At 69.0% G+C, this 17,516-nt stretch carries 15 protein-coding genes, 1 tRNA gene and 1 pseudogene; 5 read left to right on the top strand and 12 right to left on the bottom strand.

The window, feature by feature from the left end; all coding sequences use genetic code 11:
• Positions 1-251 (top strand): annotated as a pseudogene (locus U9R90_RS17355) (serine/threonine protein kinase); the annotation flags it as partial.
• 109 nt (positions 252-360) lie between these two features.
• On the opposite strand, the gene U9R90_RS17360 reads toward U9R90_RS17355, so the two are convergent.
• Both U9R90_RS17360 and U9R90_RS17365 read right to left on the bottom strand, forming a co-directional pair.
• Entirely contained in the window at positions 361-1,662 is a 1,302-nt protein-coding gene (locus U9R90_RS17360) for a hypothetical protein (RefSeq protein WP_411057359.1), read from the bottom strand.
• A gap of 130 nt (positions 1,663-1,792) precedes the next feature.
• A complete protein-coding gene (locus U9R90_RS17365) occupies positions 1,793-1,921 on the bottom strand; it encodes a DLW-39 family protein (RefSeq protein WP_003999697.1) in 129 nt (42 codons plus the stop codon).
• Positions 1,922-2,238: 317 nt separating this feature from the next.
• Between U9R90_RS17365 and U9R90_RS17370 the strand changes: the two genes are divergently transcribed.
• The gene (locus U9R90_RS17370) at positions 2,239-2,607 is read left to right on the top strand and encodes a DUF6344 domain-containing protein (protein WP_411057360.1); all 369 of its coding nucleotides are present in this window, start codon (positions 2,239-2,241) and stop codon (positions 2,605-2,607) included.
• A gap of 19 nt (positions 2,608-2,626) precedes the next feature.
• On the opposite strand, the gene U9R90_RS17375 is transcribed toward U9R90_RS17370, so the two are convergent.
• From U9R90_RS17375 to dnaA, 10 genes are all read right to left on the bottom strand, one after another.
• Entirely contained in the window at positions 2,627-3,412 is a 786-nt protein-coding gene (locus tag U9R90_RS17375; protein ID WP_411057361.1) for a hypothetical protein, read from the bottom strand.
• A gap of 140 nt (positions 3,413-3,552) precedes the next feature.
• Positions 3,553-3,626 (bottom strand) — tRNA-Ile (locus U9R90_RS17380).
• Positions 3,627-3,696: 70 nt separating this feature from the next.
• Positions 3,697-4,356, bottom strand: a complete 660-nt coding sequence (locus U9R90_RS17385; RefSeq protein WP_411057362.1) for a DUF3566 domain-containing protein — start codon at positions 4,354-4,356, stop codon at positions 3,697-3,699.
• 17 nt (positions 4,357-4,373) lie between these two features.
• Complete coding sequence (gene gyrA, locus U9R90_RS17390; RefSeq protein ID WP_411057363.1) at positions 4,374-6,980, bottom strand: DNA gyrase subunit A; 2,607 nt, start codon at positions 6,978-6,980, stop codon at positions 4,374-4,376.
• Between the two features lie 41 nt (positions 6,981-7,021).
• Positions 7,022-9,085 carry a DNA topoisomerase (ATP-hydrolyzing) subunit B gene (gene gyrB, locus U9R90_RS17395; protein WP_411057364.1) on the bottom strand — a complete coding sequence of 688 codons (2,064 nt, stop codon included), beginning with the start codon at positions 9,083-9,085 and terminating at the stop codon, positions 7,022-7,024.
• A gap of 298 nt (positions 9,086-9,383) precedes the next feature.
• Entirely contained in the window at positions 9,384-9,962 is a 579-nt protein-coding gene (locus tag U9R90_RS17400; protein WP_411057365.1) for a DUF721 domain-containing protein, read from the bottom strand.
• Positions 9,959-11,080, bottom strand: coding sequence for a DNA replication/repair protein RecF (recF, locus tag U9R90_RS17405; protein ID WP_411057366.1), 1,122 nt, complete (start codon positions 11,078-11,080; stop codon positions 9,959-9,961). The genes U9R90_RS17400 and recF overlap by 4 nt, the downstream gene beginning before the upstream one ends.
• 58 nt (positions 11,081-11,138) lie before the next feature.
• Entirely contained in the window at positions 11,139-12,137 is a 999-nt protein-coding gene (gene gnd, locus U9R90_RS17410; protein ID WP_411057367.1) for a phosphogluconate dehydrogenase (NAD(+)-dependent, decarboxylating), read from the bottom strand.
• 66 nt (positions 12,138-12,203) lie between these two features.
• Positions 12,204-13,334 (bottom strand): DNA polymerase III subunit beta, encoded by a 1,131-nt coding sequence (gene dnaN / locus U9R90_RS17415; protein WP_411057368.1) that lies wholly within the window; start codon positions 13,332-13,334, stop codon positions 12,204-12,206.
• A 983-nt stretch (positions 13,335-14,317) separates the two neighbouring features.
• Positions 14,318-16,270, bottom strand: coding sequence for a chromosomal replication initiator protein DnaA (gene dnaA, locus U9R90_RS17420; protein WP_411057369.1), 1,953 nt, complete (start codon positions 16,268-16,270; stop codon positions 14,318-14,320).
• 381 nt (positions 16,271-16,651) lie between these two features.
• Between dnaA and rpmH the strand changes: the two genes are divergently transcribed.
• From rpmH to yidD, 3 genes are read left to right on the top strand one after another with little or no spacing between them, the layout of a single operon-like run.
• Complete coding sequence (gene rpmH, locus U9R90_RS17425; RefSeq protein WP_052578310.1) at positions 16,652-16,789, top strand: 50S ribosomal protein L34; 138 nt, start codon at positions 16,652-16,654, stop codon at positions 16,787-16,789.
• A gap of 21 nt (positions 16,790-16,810) precedes the next feature.
• Complete coding sequence (gene rnpA, locus U9R90_RS17430) at positions 16,811-17,182, top strand: ribonuclease P protein component (RefSeq protein ID WP_411057370.1); 372 nt, start codon at positions 16,811-16,813, stop codon at positions 17,180-17,182.
• Positions 17,179-17,514, top strand: a complete 336-nt coding sequence (gene yidD / locus U9R90_RS17435) for a membrane protein insertion efficiency factor YidD (protein ID WP_156727805.1) — start codon at positions 17,179-17,181, stop codon at positions 17,512-17,514. The genes rnpA and yidD overlap by 4 nt, the downstream gene beginning before the upstream one ends.
• Positions 17,515-17,516: the final 2 nt, after the last annotated feature.

The raw sequence follows: 17,516 nt of genomic DNA on the forward strand, positions 1-17,516 counted from the left end.
CCGCCACCGCCGCCACCGCCGCCGCCCTGGATCAGGCCCCGACCGCCGCGGCTCGGCATCAGCCGCATCCGTACGCCGCTACGCGTCAATACACCGCTCAGCACGCCCAGGTTCCCCGTCCGGCATCGGCGATCGCGCGGCCCTCCCGGCGCAGGAAACGGCCGGGGCCGCCCCCGAAGGTGACGGTCCCGGTGCTGCTGCTCGCGCTGGCCTGCTTCGCTGTGGGCTTCTGGGCGCTGGCACAGACCTGACCCGCGCGCCCGCCCCGGACCACGAGGGCCCCGACCACCAGACCCCGGACAACCAAGCTCCAGACCACCAGGCCCTGGACTACCAGGCTCCAGACCACCAGGCCCTGGACTACCAGGCCCTGGGTGGCCCGTCCCCCGCCCGCCGCCGCGCCACCAGCGTCCACACCCCGAGCCCGAGCACCAGCGCGCTGCCCGTACCGATCCCCGCGACCGCGACGACCCGCATCGTGCCGCGGTCGTACGCCGGGCCGGACGTGCCGCCCGGCCCGGCCCGGCCCCCCGCGCCGACCTGGAAGACCCCCGGGTCACCGGCGTACTCGATACCGCTCTTCGCCTGGCCATCGACGCCGACCCGCAGGGTCACGCCGAGTCCCTGGTCGCCGTAGCGCTCCCGCAGTGCCGGGTTGAGGCTCACCTTCAGGTAGTACCAACCGGGGGAGCGCATCTCGCGGACCCGGCCGAGGGAGCCGTACCGGTTCTCGTACGCCACCGACGGCAGCGGGTCCAACACGGCGGGCGCGGGATCGCCCCGGAACAAGGTGCCATCCGAGGTCACCTCGCTCCTGGCAGGGTTGTGCAGCGTCAGATGGAGCGCGCTGGACACCGAGCCGCTACCGCCCGTCGTGCCGGCCAGCGTCGCCTCGGCTGACAGCCGCTGCCCCCAGTCCACCGGGACCCGGTAAAAGCGCGTCTGACCAGGCTTGACGCGGTCCTTCCACACCCCACTCGCCAGGTCCGCGGCGGTATGGAAGCTCGTCCCGCCCGCCCGCTCCCGCGCCGTGCCGACGGGCGGCTCGGCAGGTGCGGAGTTCCAGGTCTCCGGCGCCCGAGTCGCCTCCCCGCCGGACTTCAGCGGAGGCTCCTCGGCGAAGGTCAGCTCCAGCTCCCAGGGTTCGCCGCCGGAGTCGGCCGCGCCCTTGCGCTCGATGACGAAGTCGTACGTCCCGGCCTCCTGGCACCACGTGCCGCCCGACCGCACCAGCCGCTCGGCGGACGCGACGATCGGCCGCGGATAGTCGGCGCTACGGAATCCCGCCGTACCGGAGCCCCGGCCGCAGTTGCGCCCTCTGTCGTCCAGCAGCCGTGCCGAGAGCCCGTCGCCGTACGCCACCTTCGTACCGAGCTGGGGAACGACGACGGCGGAGACATACGCGGCGGACTCCGCGTCGAGCGAGACGCGGTAGTAGAGCTTGTCGTCGTCCGGCCCGATCGAGCTGCGGTACGTCGCACCCGCCTGAAGCACGGTCGTCGCTTCGGTGCTGCTCGGCGCGCCCTTGACCTGCCGCGCGCCCTGGGCGAACTCGTAGGGGTTCGGCTCGGCCGCCGACACCCACCCGGGCAGCGCCGCCACCACGCACATCGCCGCCGCCACGACCGTCGACACCCGCGCTCTGCCGCGCCGCACTGCCACCGCACCTCCTGACCGCTCCTGACCACCCGCAACAATTTGCGCACGCAACTCAATACTTCACATACGCGAAAGGCAGCACAAAGCCCCGGCCGCTACAAGCGACCGGGGCCAGTGAAAGGACTGTCGATGCTCACGAACCTGTGGGCACGGAGTCAGTCGCCTCCGTCCACAGATCCTGCTCGGCGCGATCCGCCTGGATCTGGCGGTACACGAGGAGCCCGCCGATGGCGGCCAGTGCGACCAGGAGAAGCTTCTTCACCGCGCTACCTCGTCTTTCCTTGACGTAGGGGACCTTCTGGCGCCCGACTATACACACCGTTCGATACCGATCAGTGACCTGCGCCCGACCCGGCTCCCGACCCAACTGCCGCCCGGAGCACCACAATCGGATCACCTCCCCGGCACCACCAGCCACCTGCGCAGGCTGTGATCTTCGACGCCCTCGGGCACGTGCCGCCATCCGAGTGGTGTTCATCTGAAGATCCGCGAATCGCGGCGGCGGCTCCCGCACATCCCGGCACCCGTACACATCATGAGGAAAGTACGCAAATCGTCCGACCCGAAAGGGAGAACATCGTGGCTGCCAACAAGGTCACCCGCGTGTGGTCCGTCCTCGTCACCGCCCTCCTGGCGTTCTTCACCACCCTGGGCCTCATCACCACCGCCACCGCCGCCCCCGCGGTACCGCAGCAGGACACCACCCGCAACCGCACGGACCTCACGACGGTCTCCACCGCCATCAGCGCTCCGGCGACCGCCCCGAGGCCGTACGCACCGTCCAAGCCCCCCACGATGAAGCAGCGCATCCACGCCGAGGCCCACGGCAGCTCCCCCAGCGTCCGCGGCACCACGGTCGGCGACTCCCACGACACCGCCCAGGTGAACCTCGAGGCCACCGAGAACGTGCCGGCGCCGTCCCCCTGGCTGACGGGCACGCGGCAGTGAGCGGCCTCGCACCCCGCCCTCACCCCCGGGGAAACCTCATCTGCCGCTCACGGTCGAAGGCATACCGGAACTGCGGAAACCGCTCGGCCTTCGGGTCCAGCAGGTCGATGAGATCGATCAACCGCCGCTGGACGACCTCGAGACGGGCAAGCGCGGGGCCCGCGGAGTCCGCGTCCGAGGCCAACCGGTCGATGTCCGCCAGCAGCGGCTCGAACCAACGGCTGAAGCCGTCGTCCGTATCAAGCTTCGCGGAGAACTCCGTGTACCCAAGGCACCGCCGCCGCCCCGGCTCTCCCTCCGGATGGACCATGAGCTCGCCGATCGCCCGCTGCTGAGCGCGGAAGAGTCGCAGCTCGTTGCCGTCCTTCGACGTACGGTTGAGAGCCGAACCGATCTCGGAGATCTTCACCATGACTTCCCGGTTGGTACGAGACCGGCCGATGTCCAGGAACTGGACGTCCCGGCGCAGGATCTCCACCCACCCGAGGTACTCGGCCAGCACGAAGACCGTGCTGCGCCGCGCATACGCGCGCTCGTCCGCGGTTCCCTCGGTCAGAAACGCGGTCAGGAACCCCTTCCCGTGCTCGGGAAGCCGGGGCAGCTGGTCGATGACATGGCCGTCCAGAATGTTGAACAGCCTGCTCTGCAGGTCGAAGGCGGCCCACGCGAGCGAGGCCCCGTACGCGTCCATCAGGTTGCGCTGCTCCATCGCGCGCAGCCGCCGCTGCTGCCAGTAACCCAGCACGGCCGCCACCGAGGCACTGGCCAGGGCCACCACCGCGGACCCCAACGTCAGCGCGTCCATGGGCTCGCTCTCCCTCCCCCGGCGGCGCCACGGCCGCAGACGGCACACCCGCCGTACCGTCAAACCCGCCGCATCGTACAGACATGCCAAAAGGGCGCCTCCCACCTGGGGAGACGCCCTCTCGACGTGTACGTCAAACGTGGGGCTAACAGGATTTGAACCTGTGGCCTCATCCTTATCAGGGATGCGCTCTAACCAACTGAGCTATAGCCCCTCGCGCTCGCGCGCTGACCACTGAAGATTAGCGCACGACGCGGCCAGTCCCAAAATCGATAGTCCCGGCGTCACTCGTCCTCGGCGAGCGTGAGCTCGATGCCGCCCACGAATCCGGCCGAGAGGTTGTAGATGAAGGCCCCCAGCGTGGCCAGAGCCGTGGCCAGGACCACATCGATCACCGCGATGATCGAGGTGAAGGTCAGGACCCGGGGCAGTGACAGGAACGACTGGAGATCGAAGCCGTTGGACTCGTTCGAGCCGGTGGCCTCGGAGATCGTGCCGCCGACCGTGGAGAAGACACCCATGGCGTCCATGACCATCCAGAGCACCGCGGCCGCCACGATCGTGCAGATGCCGAGCGCGATGGAGAGCAGGAAGCTGACCTTCATCACCGACCACGGGTCGGCCTTGGCCACCCGCAGCCGCGCCTTGCGCGTGCGCGGCGCCGTGCGCGCCCCCGTACGAGGCTTGCGGGCCGTGCCGCCGCCCTGTGTCGGCTCCGGGTACGCCTGCGGCGGGTGGTACGGCTGAGCCGACTGATCCGCCGGCCTGCGCTCACCCGGCAGCGGCCCGGCCGCGTACTCGTCTCCGTTCGGGTGCGTCTTGGCCTGCGGCCCTCGGGTATCCGTCACCGTTCCCCCCTGTGCTGCACCCTGTGGGTCCCCCCCGGGGCCACGGCCGCCGTCCGCTCCGGTCTTGCTTGCTCCGGCGCCCGTGGCTCCACTCACGACCTACACTCCTCGCGCTACTCGGCCGCGGGCTCTGTGCCCTCGTCCGTGCCGACCGCCGCCTCGCCCTCGGCCGGTTCGTCGATGTCTCCGTCGACTTCCTCGGCTTCGCGACCGGCCTCGGCGTTACGAGCGATACCGACCACGGCATCGCGCTTGCCCAGGTTGATCAGTTGAACGCCCATGGTGTCACGGCCTGTCTCCCGGACACCGCTGACGCGCGTACGAATTACACCGCCCCCGAGGGTGATGGCGAGGATCTCGTCGTCCTCCTCGACCACCAACGCACCGACGAGTGAACCCCGATCCTCCACGATCTTGGCGGCCTTGATACCGAGGCCACCGCGACCCTGGACGCGGTACTCGTCGACGGGAGTCCGCTTCGCGTACCCGCCGTCGGTTGCGGTGAACACGAACGTACCCGGCCTGACGACATTCATCGAGAGCAGTTCGTCGCCCTCGCGGAAGCTCATGCCCTTGACGCCCGAGGTCGCACGGCCCATCGGGCGCAGTGCCTCGTCCGTCGCGGTGAACCTGATCGACTGAGCCTTCTTGCTGACGAGGATCAGATCGTCCTCGGCCGAGACCAGTTCGGCGCCGATCAGCTCGTCGTCCGAACCGTCGTCCGTCTCACGGAGGTTGATCGCGATGACACCGCCCGAGCGGGGCGAGTCGTAGTCCTTCAGCGGCGTCTTCTTGACCAGCCCGGCCTTGGTGGCGAGCACCAGGTAGGGCACCGCTTCGTAGTCGCGGATCGCGAGGATCTCGGCGATCTTCTCGTCCGGCTGGAAGGCCAGCAGATTCGCCACGTGCTGACCGCGGGCGTCACGTCCGGCATCGGGCAGTTCGTACGCCTTCGCGCGGTATACCCGGCCCTTGTTGGTGAAGAACAGCAGCCAGTGGTGCGTCGTCGACACGAAGAAGTGGTCGACGATGTCGTCTTCCTTGAGCTTCGTGCCGCGTACGCCCTTGCCGCCGCGCTTCTGCGAGCGGTAGTCGTCCGTCTTGGTGCGCTTGACGTAGCCGCCACGGGTGATTGTGACGACGATGTCCTCTTCGGCGATCAGGTCCTCGATGGACATGTCCCCGTCGAAGGGCACCAGCTTGGAGCGCCGGTCGTCGCCGAACTTGTCGACGATCGCCGCCAGTTCCTCGCTGATGATGGCCCGCTGCCGCTCCGGCGAGGCCAGGATCGCGTTGTACTCGTTGATCTTCGCCTGGAGTTCGTCGTGCTCGGCGGTGATCTTCTGGTGCTCCAGGGCGGCCAGTCGGCGCAGCTGCATCTCGAGGATGGCGTTGGCCTGGATCTCGTCGATCTCCAGCAGGCCCATCAGGCCCTCGCGCGCGATCTCGACCGTCTGGCTGGCCCGGATGAGCGCGATGACCTCGTCGATCGCGTTCAGCGCCTTGAGCAGGCCACGCAGGATGTGGGCGCGCTCCTCGGCCTTGCGCAGCCGGAACTTCGTACGCCGGACGATGACCTCGACCTGGTGGTTCACCCAGTGGCGGATGAACGCGTCCAGCGAGAGGGTGCGCGGCACGCCATCGACGAGCGCCAGCATGTTGGCGCCGAAGTTCGTCTGCAGATCGGTGTGCTTGTAGAGGTTGTTGAGGACGACCTTGGCGACCGCGTCCCGCTTGAGGACGATGACCAGGCGCTGGCCGGTGCGCGACGAGGTCTCGTCGCGGACGTCGGCGATGCCGCCGACCTTGCCGTCCTTCACCAGGTCGGCGATCTTCTGCGCGAGGTTGTCCGGGTTGACCTGGTACGGGAGTTCGGTGACCACCAGGCACTGGCGGTTCTGGATCTCCTCGACCTCGACGACCGCGCGCATGGTGATGGAGCCGCGCCCGGTGCGGTACGCCTCCTCGATCCCCTTGCGGCCGACCACCAGGGCGCCGGTCGGGAAGTCCGGGCCCTTGATGCGCTCGATCAGCGCGTCCAGCAGCTCCTCGTGCGAGGCCTCGGGGTTCTCCAGGTACCACTGGGCACCCGAGGCGACCTCGCGCAGGTTGTGCGGCGGGATGTTGGTGGCCATGCCGACCGCGATACCCGCGGAGCCGTTGATCAGCAGGTTCGGGAAGCGGGCCGGCAGGACGGTCGGCTCCTGGGAGCGGCCGTCGTAGTTGTCCGTGAAGTCGACGGTCTCCTCGTCGATGTCCCGGACCATCTCCATGGACAGCGGCGCCATCTTGCACTCGGTGTAGCGCATGGCGGCCGCGGGGTCGTTGCCCGGAGAGCCGAAGTTTCCGTTGGAGTCCACCAGCGGCATCCGCATCGACCACGGCTGCGCCAGGCGGACCAGCGCGTCGTAGATCGAGGAGTCGCCGTGCGGGTGGTAGTTGCCCATGACGTCGCCGACGACGCGGGCGCACTTGTAGAAGCCCTTCTCGGGCCGGTAGCCGCCGTCGTACATCGCGTACAGCACACGGCGGTGTACGGGCTTGAGGCCGTCCCGTACGTCGGGCAGCGCGCGCGACACGATGACGGACATCGCGTAGTCGAGGTACGAGCGCTGCATCTCCGTCTCGAGCCCGACGGGCTCGATGCGCAGCGTCTGGTCCTCGGCCGCCTCGGCCTCTTCGGGCGTGAGGGGGGGAACGGGGGTGATCTCGTCGGCCATTGCTGGTCTTCAGTCCTTTCGTGCGGTCAGCTGAGACCGACTCAGATGTCGAGGAAGCGGACGTCCTTGGCATTGCGCTGGATGAACGAACGGCGCGCCTCGACGTCCTCGCCCATCAGCACCGAGAAGAGGTCGTCGGCCTGGGCGGCGTCGTCCAGGGTGACCTGGCCGAGTACCCGGTGCTCGACGTCCATCGTGGTGATGCGCAGTTCCTCGGCGTTCATCTCGCCGAGACCCTTGAAGCGCTGGACGGAGTCCTCGCGGATGCGCTTGCCGTTCTGCTTGCCCAGCTCGATCAGGGCGTCGCGCTCGCGGTCCGAGTACGCGTACTCGAAGTCCTCGCGGCCCCACTTGATCTTGTACAGCGGCGGCCGGGACAGGAAGACATGTCCGGCCTCGACCAGCGGGCGCATGAAGCGGAACAGGAACGTCAGCAGCAGGGTGTTGATGTGCTGGCCGTCGACGTCGGCGTCCGCCATCAGGATGATCTTGTGATAGCGGAGCTTCTCGATGTCGAAGTCCTCGTGGACTCCGGTGCCGAAGGCCGAGATCAGCGCCTGGACCTCGGTGTTCTGCAGGATCTTGTCGATCCTGGCCTTCTCGACGTTGAGGATCTTGCCTCGGATGGGCAGGATCGCCTGGTACTGCGGGTTACGGCCGGACTTCGCCGAGCCGCCGGCGGAGTCGCCCTCGACGATGAAGATCTCGCACTTCGTCGGGTCGTTGGACTGGCAGTCGCTCAGCTTGCCGGGCAGCGAGGCGGACTCCAGCAGGCCCTTGCGGCGTGTCAGGTCGCGCGCCTTGCGGGCCGCCACGCGCGCGGTGGCCGCCTGGATCGACTTGCGGATGATGTCCGCGGCCTCGTTGGGGTTGCGGTCCAGCCAGTCGGTGAGGTGCTCGTGCACGACCTTCTGGACGAAGGTCTTCGCCTCGGTGTTGCCCAGCTTGGTCTTGGTCTGGCCCTCGAACTGCGGCTCGCCCAGCTTGACCGAGATGATCGCGGTCAGACCCTCGCGGATGTCGTCACCGGTGAGGTTGTCGTCCTTCTCGCGAAGGAGCTTCTTGTCGCGCGCGTAGCGGTTGATCAGACCCGTGAGCGCGGAGCGGAAGCCCTCTTCGTGCGTACCGCCCTCGTGGGTGTGGATGCCGTTGGCGAACGAGTACACACCCTCGGTGTACTGCGTGTTCCACTGCATCGCGACCTCGACCGAGAGCATCCGCTCCTTGTCCTCGGTCTCGATGTCGATCACCGTCGGGTGAATGACCTCGCCCTTGCGGGAGTTGAGGTACTTCACGAAGTCGACGATGCCGTCTTCGTAGTGGTACGTGACCGTACGTGCCGTCTCGTCCTCGGTCGGGTCGGCGGTCTCCGCGCCGGTCGTGGCCTTGGCCGACTCACGCTCGTCCGTGAGCTTGATCGTCAGGCCCTTGTTGAGGAAGGCCATCTCCTGGAAACGCCGCGAGAGCGTCTCGAAGGAGTACTCCGTGGTCTCGAAGATGTCGCCGTCGGCCCAGAAGGTGACCGTGGTGCCGGTCTCCTGGGTAGCTTCGTGCTGGACGAGAGGCGCCGTGGGAACGCCCATCTTGTAGTCCTGCGTCCAGCGGTGCCCGTCCGTCTTGATCTCGACCGAGACCTTCGTGGACAGCGCGTTCACGACGGAGACACCGACGCCGTGCAGACCGCCGGAGACGGCGTAACCGCCGCCGCCGAACTTGCCGCCCGCGTGCAGCACGGTCAGCACGACCTCGACGGCCGGCTTCCCCTCGGATGCGACGATGCCTACGGGGATGCCACGGCCGTTGTCGACCACGCGGACGCCGCCGTCGGGAAGGATCGTGACGTCGATGGTGTCCGCATGCCCGGCCATGGCCTCGTCGACGGAGTTGTCGACGACCTCCTGCACCATGTGGTGCAGGCCACGCTCACCGGTCGAGCCGATGTACATACCGGGTCGCTTGCGAACCGCGTCCAGACCCTCGAGGACGGTGATGGCGGTGGCGTCGTACGAGGCTGTGGCCTCGCCGTTCTCGCCAGCGACGGTGGACGGGATGTTCTCGTTGGGGTTGCCGGAATCGGCCACGAAGCGCCCTTTCTGGCACAGCACAAGCCCAGCTCCGGTGGGGTCCGGAGCGGCTGCGTCGTTCAGTGTTGGTCGACGATCGATCAGCGGTAATCGGTGCGGTAAGCCGTGTCTCAATCAGCGCTCCCACGGATGGGGCGAGATTAGCTTCCAGTCTACCGGTAGCACTGACAGTGATGGGGGTTTGCCGGTACCTGAGTCCGCATGTGCCGCCCTGAACCGGACTCGCCCGAGTCCCGATATGCAGACCCGGGCTCCAGAGGGCTCACAGCGGCACTCAGCGCTTCGGGCTGTCAACCAACCGCTACGGTCCGAGACGCACTTATCCGTACGTGTCGCCTGGGCCGGTGCTGCCGGGCGCGCGCAGCGGGCCGAAGCGGCGGGCGGGCCCGCCGGGGCCATGGACCTTGATGAGGCGCACGGTGCCGTGGCCGAGGTCCTGGTTGAGCCGTGCCACCAGCTGCGGGGCGAGCAGCCGCAGCTGGGTCGCCCAGGCCGTGGAATCGCACTGCACGGTCAGTACCCGGTCGTCCTCGTCGTACTTCTGCGGGACGCAGTGCTTGGCCAGGTCGTCGCCGACGATCTGCGGCCAGCGGCCCATCACACCGCCCACCGCGGCCGGGGTCTCCCAGCCGCGCTCGGTGATCAGGCGGTTGATGGCGGCGCCGAGCGGCAGCGGGTCACGGCCGTCGGCGCGGGCGCCGGAGCGCAGGCCGCCGCGTTTGGCCTGCTTCTTCTGCTGGGCAGCGTCGCCACGCGCGCGTGCCTGTTCCTTGGCGGCGCGCAGGGCCACGCGGGCGAGGTCCACTCCGGTGGGCTCGGGGGCCTTCTTCTCGGGCTGGGCAGGCTGCCCGGGCTGGCCAGGCTGACCGGCGGGGGGTTCTGCTGGGGGCTCGGTCATGTCCGGGTCACCTCGCCCTCGGCCACCGCGTACCGCGTGCCGTGCAGCACCTCCGGTACGTCGTCCTCCACCGCCGCGGTCACCAGGACCTGCTCGCCCCCGGCCACCAGCTCCGCGAGGCGCTCCCTGCGCCGGGTGTCCAGCTCGGCGAAGACGTCGTCCAGTACCAGTACCGGTTCGTTGCCCTCGGCCTTGAGCAGGTCGTACGAGGCCAGGCGCAGGGCCAGCGCGTACGACCAGGACTCGCCGTGGCTGGCGTACCCCTTGGCGGGCAGCTGCCCGAGCAGCAGCCGCAGGTCGTCGCGGTGCGGACCGACCAAGGTCACGCCCCGCTCGATCTCCTGCTTGCGGGCGTCGGCGAGTGCCGCCATCAGCTGCTCGTACAGCTCCTCGCGGGTCTGGCCCTGGCCCGGCGCGGACGGCCGGTACTCCAGGGCCAGCGGGCCGCCGCCGGGTGCCAGCTGCTCGTACGCCTTGTCGGCCAGCGGCCGCAGTGTCGCGATCAGGTCGACGCGCTGGGCGAGCAGCTCGGCGCCCGCGCGGGCCAGATGCTGGTCCCAGACGTCGAGCGTGGACATGTCCATCGACCGGCCGCCGTGCCTGCGGGCCATCGCGGCGGACTTCAGCAGGGTGTTGCGCTGCTTGAGCACGCGCTCGTAGTCGGAGCGCACGCCCGCCATCCGCGGGGTGCGTGCGGTGATCAGCTCGTCGAGGAAGCGGCGCCGCTCACCGGGGTCGCCCTTGACCAGGGCGAGGTCCTCGGGCGCGAACAGGACCGTACGGACGATGCCGAGCACGTCCCGCGGCTTGACCTGCGAGGAGCGGTTGATGCGGGCGCGGTTGGCGCGGCCCGGATTGAGCTCGAGCTCGATCAGCTGCTGGCGCTCGCCCTGGCGGACGGCGGCCCTGATGATCGCGCGGTCGGCTCCCATCCGGACCAGCGGGGCGTCCGACGAGACCCGGTGGCTGCCGAGGGTCGCGAGATAGCCGACGGCCTCGACCAGGTTCGTCTTGCCCTGGCCGTTCGGCCCCACGAACGCGGTGACGCCCGGGTCGAGCGGGACCTCGACCCGGGCGTACGAGCGGAAGTCGGCCAGCGACAGATGCGTGACATGCATGGATGACGCCGACCTCCCCCGGCTGCTTCTTCTGTTTCTGCTGCTTCGTTCTCGGCGGCTACTTCTTCTCGACCGCGTGGCCGCCGAACTGGTTGCGGAGCGCCGCGATCATCTTCATCTGCGGCGAGTCGTCCTGGCGGGACGCGAAGCGCGCGAAGAGCGACGCGGTGATCGCGGGCAGCGGCACCGCGTGGTCGATCGCGGCCTCCACCGTCCAGCGGCCCTCGCCGGAGTCCTGTGCGTAACCGCGCAGCTGGTCCAGGTGCTCGTCGTCGTCCAGGGCGTTGACCGCAAGGTCGAGCAGCCAGGAGCGGATGACCGTGCCCTCCTGCCAGCTGCGGAACACCTCGCGGACGTCGGTGACCGAGTCGGCCGCCTCAAGCAGCTCCCAGCCCTCGGCGTACGCCTGCATCATCGCGTACTCGATGCCGTTGTGGACCATCTTGGCGAAGTGCCCGGCGCCGACCTTGCCCGCGTGTACGGAGCCGAAGTCGCCCGCCGGCTTCAGGGCGTCGAAGACCGGCTGCACCCGGGCCACGTGCTCCTTGTCGCCGCCGTACATCAGCGCGTAGCCGTTCTCCAGGCCCCAGACGCCGCCGGAGACTCCGCAGTCGACGAAGCCGATGCCCTTGGCCGCCAGCTCCGCGGCGTGCTTCTCATCGTCCGTCCAGCGCGAGTTCCCGCCGTCCACGACGACGTCGCCGGGCTCCAGGAGTCCGGCCAGCTCGTCGATGGTCGCCTGGGTGGCTTCGCCGGCCGGGACCATGACCCAGACGACCCGCGGGCCCTTCAGCTTGCCCACAAGCTCCCGCAGGCTGTGGACATCCGCGAGGTCCGGGTTGCGGTCGTATCCGATGACGGTGTGGCCTGCGCGGCGAATGCGCTCGCGCATGTTGCCGCCCATCTTGCCGAGGCCGACGAGACCGAGCTCCATCTGTGCTGTTCCTTCGTGCTTGGTGAGGCGGTGAGGCCGGGTTGCTGCGGGGCGAGCCCCACGGGCCGCGAGACCTGTGGGGCGGTCGTACCCGCGTCCGAGCCTACGCCGGGACCTTCGCACCGGCCTGTGGGCCTCCCCGGGCCCCCGCGAGAGGAGGCCCGGCGCCCGGCACCTGCCGCTTGCGGATCAGCCGCTGAGGCGGACCGGCATGATCAGGTACTTGTACGCGTCGTCCGCCTCGGCGTCCACAGCGGGCTTGCCGCTGAGCAGCGCCGGCTTGGTCGAGGTCGTGAAGGACAGCTGCGCGGCCGGGGAGTCGATCGCGCTCAGGCCGTCGAGCAGGAACGTCGGGTTGAAGGCGATCGAGATGTCGTCGCCCTCCAGCTGGGCGTCGACCCTTTCCACAGCCTGTGCGTCGTCGCTGGAACCGGCCTCCAGGATCAGGACGCCCTGCTCGAAGCTCAGCCGGACCGGGGTGTTCCGCTCGGCCACCAGGGCCACGCGCTTGACGGCCTCGACGAACGGCGCGGTCTCGATCACGGCCACCGAGTTGAACTCGGTGGGGAAGAGCGTGCGGTACTTCGGCAGATCGCCCTCGAGCAGCCGCGTGGTGGTACGCCGCCCGGCGCCCTCGAAACCGATCAGGCCCTCGCCCGCACCCGAGCTGGACAGCGCGATCGTCACGCTGTCACCGCTGGTCAGCGACTTGGCCGTGTCGAGCAGGGTCTTCGCGGGGACCAGCGCGACGGCGGAGACGTCCGGCACCTCGGGCTTCCACAGGAACTCGCGGACCGCGAAGCGGTAGCGGTCGGTGGAGGCCAGCGTGACGGTGTCGCCCTCGATCTCGACCCGGACACCGGTCAGCACCGGCAGGGTGTCGTCGCGCCCGGCGGCGATGGCCACCTGGGCGGCGGCCGAGGCGAAGACCTCACCGGGGACGGTGCCGGTGGCGGTCGGCATCTGCGGCAGCGCCGGGTACTCCTCCACAGGCAGGGTGTGGAGGGTGAACCGCGAGGAGCCGCAGACCACGGTCGCTCGTACACCGTCTGTGGAAATCTCCACCGGCCGGTTGGGGAGGGCCCGGCAGATGTCCGCGAGCAGACGGCCGGAGACCAGCACGCTGCCGTCGTCCTCGACCTCCGCCTCCACGGAGACCCTCGCCGACACCTCGTAGTCGAAGCCGGAGAGGCTCAGTGCGCCGTCCTCCGCCTTCAGCAGCAGGCCCGCCAGGACCGGCGCCGGCGGGCGTGCCGGAAGGCTGCGAGCCGCCCAGGCCACTGCCTCCGCGAGTACATCGCGCTCCACCCGGATCTTCACCGTACGCCGCCTCCTGCTGTTGCTGGCTGCTCGCCCTGCTTGCGCTGTTCGCGCTGCTTGCTCTTCGTCTGTGGGCTTGGTTGCTCCCCAGGGTGGGGAGAACGCCGGGGACCAGTCTGACGCACGGCACCGACACTCGGTGCGGCTCGGGGTCAAATCGGCTCCGGCGGTCCGGTGGCGACGAACCGCGAGTTGTGCACAGCCCCGTCTTCGAGGCAAATCCCCCGGTCTCTCTACCTGGGAGTAGTAGTAGGGGCTGTGGAAACCGTGGATAACCGCGTATTCGCAGGTCAGGCCCCGTTTTTTGTCCACCGCGCCTGTGGGCGGAGGCGGTGGATAACCCCGGTCATCTGTGGACGCGCGAAAGTTCTGCACAGCCCGTGCACAGGACAGGGCGACTTCTCCCCAAGTCTGTCCCCAGCTTTACCCAGGTTCCCCACAGGCCAACCGGGCCTCTTGGTGTGACGCCTTTCACTCGACTCGGTGAGCGCGCGCGTTGCGTTGCCGAACAGTGGACAGTCATGTGGAGAAGCTGGGGAAAGCTGGGGACAACCGGCCTCAGCCTGTGGGCGGCCGGTGGACAACCTCGTGGGCGGTCTGTGGGCGACTTCTTCATCCACAGGCTGTGGAGATCTTTTATCCACGAATCCACAGCCCCTTGAGCTGGGTTGATGGCTTGTCACCAGCGTCCCCTGTGGACACAGTCTGGACAACTTTCCAGTCCCCAGGGTGTGGACGGTGACTTGGCCACAGATCTGTGGAGAACCGGGTGTGACCAGGGGGTATTCGAACAGCGCGCACGCCCTGTGGAACGCGGAAGGCGCCCCCAGATGTGCTCTGGAGGCGCCTTCGGGAGGCATTGCCTGGCCGTGCAGGAGACCTTGCCGGGCTCTGCGGGGGGCCTTGCGGGGGCCTGCGAGTGCCTTGACGGGGCCCTGCGGAAGCCCTGTGGGGGTCTTGAGGGGCGCGTACGGCCCCCGCTGTCAGCCGTTCTTGATGCGGTTGGTGAGCTCGGTGACCTGGTTGTAGATCGAGCGTCGCTCGGCCATCAGCGCACGGATCTTGCGGTCGGCGTGCATCACCGTCGTATGGTCGCGGCCGCCGAACTGCGCGCCGATCTTGGGCAACGAGAGATCCGTGAGCTCCCGGCAGAGGTACATCGCGATCTGCCGGGCCGTCACCAGCACCCGGCTGCGCGAGGACCCGCACAGGTCGTCCACCGTGAGTCCGAAGTAGTCGGCGGTGGCGGCCATGATGGCGGGCGCGGTGATCTCCGGCGCCGCGTCCTCGCCGCCGGGGATCAGGTCCTTGAGGACGATCTCGGTCAGCCCCAGGTCCACCGGCTGCCTGTTGAGCGACGCGAAGGCCGTGACCCGGATCAGCGCACCCTCGAGCTCGCGGATGTTGCGCGAGATCCGGGATGCGATGAACTCCAGTACCTCCGGGGGCGCGTTGAGCTGCTCCTGCACCGCCTTCTTGCGGAGGATCGCGATCCGCGTCTCCAGCTCGGGCGGCTGTACGTCGGTGATCAGACCCCACTCGAAGCGGTTCCGCAGCCGGTCCTCCAGGGTGACCAGCTGCTTGGGCGGCCGGTCCGAGGACAGCACGATCTGCTTGTTGGCGTTGTGGAGCGTGTTGAAGGTGTGGAAGAACTCCTCCTGCGTCGACTCCTTGTCCGCCAGGAACTGGATGTCGTCGACGAGCAGGATGTCCATCTCGCGGTAGCGCTTGCGGAAGCTGTCGCCCTTGCCGTCGCGGATCGAGTTGATGAACTCGTTGGTGAACTCCTCGGAGCTCACATAGCGCACCCGCGTGCCGGGGTAGAGGCTGCGCGCGTAGTGCCCGATGGCGTGCAGCAGGTGGGTCTTGCCCAGGCCCGACTCGCCGTAGATGAACAAGGGGTTGTACGCCTTCGCCGGTGCCTCGGCGACGGCGACCGCCGCCGCGTGCGCGAAGCGGTTCGACGCACCGATGACGAAGGTGTCGAAGAGGTACTTCGGATTCAGCCGCGCGGTCGGCTCACCGGGGCCGGTCGCGGGCGCGGGCTGCGCGGCCAGCGGTCCCGGGGCGCCGCTTGAGGCGGGCAGCGCGGAGCCACCCGGGCCGCCGCCGTGCACGCCGTAGTTGCCGGGGCCTGGGCGGCCGCTGGGGGCTCCGTGCCTGCCCTGTACACCGGGGCCGCGGCCCGACGGCGACTCGGGGCGCTCCCGGTGCTCGGGGCGCTGCTGCTCGTACTGCGGGCGCTCCGGCTGCTGTTGCCGGTAGTCGTGCTGCTGCGGGGGCGACGCGTACGGGTCCCGCTCAGGGAAGCCGAGGCGCTGCTGCTGCCAGCCGTACTCGTCCTGTGACGGCCGGGGCCAGGCGCCGCGCTCCGGCCGCTGGTAGTCCGGGTAGGCGGGGCGTGCGGTCGGGAGCTGGTCGTCGTGGCCGCCCTGGTGCTGCTCGGGGCGGCTGGGCGGGTTCTGCTCCGGGTGGCCGGGTCCCAGGTCGTCGCGGCGGCCGTAGCCGTCGTACGACTCGCGGGCCTGGCCGGGCTCGGGCTCGTCGTACCGCTGCTGTTGCTGGTCCTGGTACTGCTGCTGGTCCTCGTAGCGCTGCTGCTGTGGGTCCTCGTACCGCTGGTCCTGGTACTGCTGCGGGGCGGGCGCCGCGGGCTCGGCCGCGGAGTCGTCGACGGTGATGGCGATCCGGATCGGGCGGCCGCACTCCCGGCTCAGGGTGTCGCTGACGATCGGCGCGAGGCGGCCCTCCAGGACGCCCTTGGCGAATTCGTTCGGCACGGCGAGCAGCGCGGTGTCGGCGACCAGGGCCAGCGGCTGGCAGCGCTTGATCCAGTGCTCGTCCTTCGCCTCGACCCCCTGGCCGCGCCCCTCACCGAGGAGTTGTTCCAGCACTCGTGGCCACACTGCGGCAAGATCGGCAGGTACGTCAGCCACAGGGCACGCTCTCTCATGGGTCCCACGAAGGTGTGGTTCTCGGGACGGGTCGGGACGGGGCGCAACGGAAATCGGGTGACGCTGCGGGAAGGGAACGAATCGGAGTTCAGCCAAGGTAGTCAGGGCGACCGCTGCGGTTCAAGTTGTTGTCCACAGGCTGTGCACAGTGTCTCCCCGGGTAAGGTCGGTTTGACCGGATGGCGTAGCCGCGCGTACCGTGACCAGGTCGAGTTGTCGATGGCTGCTGCCGCCTGCCTCCGATGGGCATGGATCTCAGGATCTGGAAGCGGTGCAATCGGGCGTATTGCGAGCTACTCGTGGGCGCACGGTGACAGCCAGGCGATGTCCCGCCACCACACACATCATTTCTGGAGCCCCCGAGTGAGCAAGCGCACCTTCCAGCCGAACAACCGTCGTCGCGCGAAGACCCACGGCTTCCGGCTGCGCATGCGCACCCGTGCCGGCCGCGCCGTCCTGGCGTCCCGCCGTGGCAAGGGTCGCGCCCGCCTGTCTGCCTGATCGCAAACAGGTCATGACGTCGTGCTGCCTACCGAGAACCGGCTGAGGCGGCGCGAAGACTTCGCGACCGCGGTACGACGAGGACGTCGGGCTGGACGCCCGCTACTCGTTGTCCATCTACGCAGCGGTGCAACGGACCCGCACGCGCCTGGGGAGAGCGTTCCCCCGACGCGTGCGGGTTTCGTCGTGAGCAAGGCCGTTGGCGTAGCGGTCGTACGCAACGCGGTGAAGCGCAGACTGCGCCACTTGATGCGAGAACGGCTGGCCCTGCTGCCCCCCGGTAGCCTGGTAGTCGTACGAGCGCTGCCCGGTGCGGGCGACGCTGACCATGCACAGCTGGCCCGAGACCTGGATGCCGCCCTGGGGCGGCTGCTGGGAGGGGGCGCGCGATGAAGTACCCGCTGCTGGCTTTGATCAAGCTGTATCAGTGGACCATCAGCCCGTTGCTGGGGCCGGTGTGCAAGTACTACCCGTCGTGTTCCCACTACGGCTTCCAGGCCATCGACCGGCACGGTGCGATCAAGGGAACGGCGCTCACCGCCTGGCGCATTCTGCGGTGCAACCCGTGGTCGCACGGCGGTGTCGATCACGTACCGCCGCGCAAGCGTCCGCGGTGGCACGAAATGCTGCGCGACGCCTGGCGCAACAAAGGCGGGCACTCCGCTGCTGAGGACAAGCAGTCCAGCCCGGCCGCCGAGACCTCGCCCCATGCTCAAGGAGCCTGATT

Source organism: Streptomyces sp. E11-3 (assembly GCF_046540415.1).
Classification (GTDB): Bacteria; Actinomycetota; Actinomycetes; order Streptomycetales; family Streptomycetaceae; genus Streptomyces.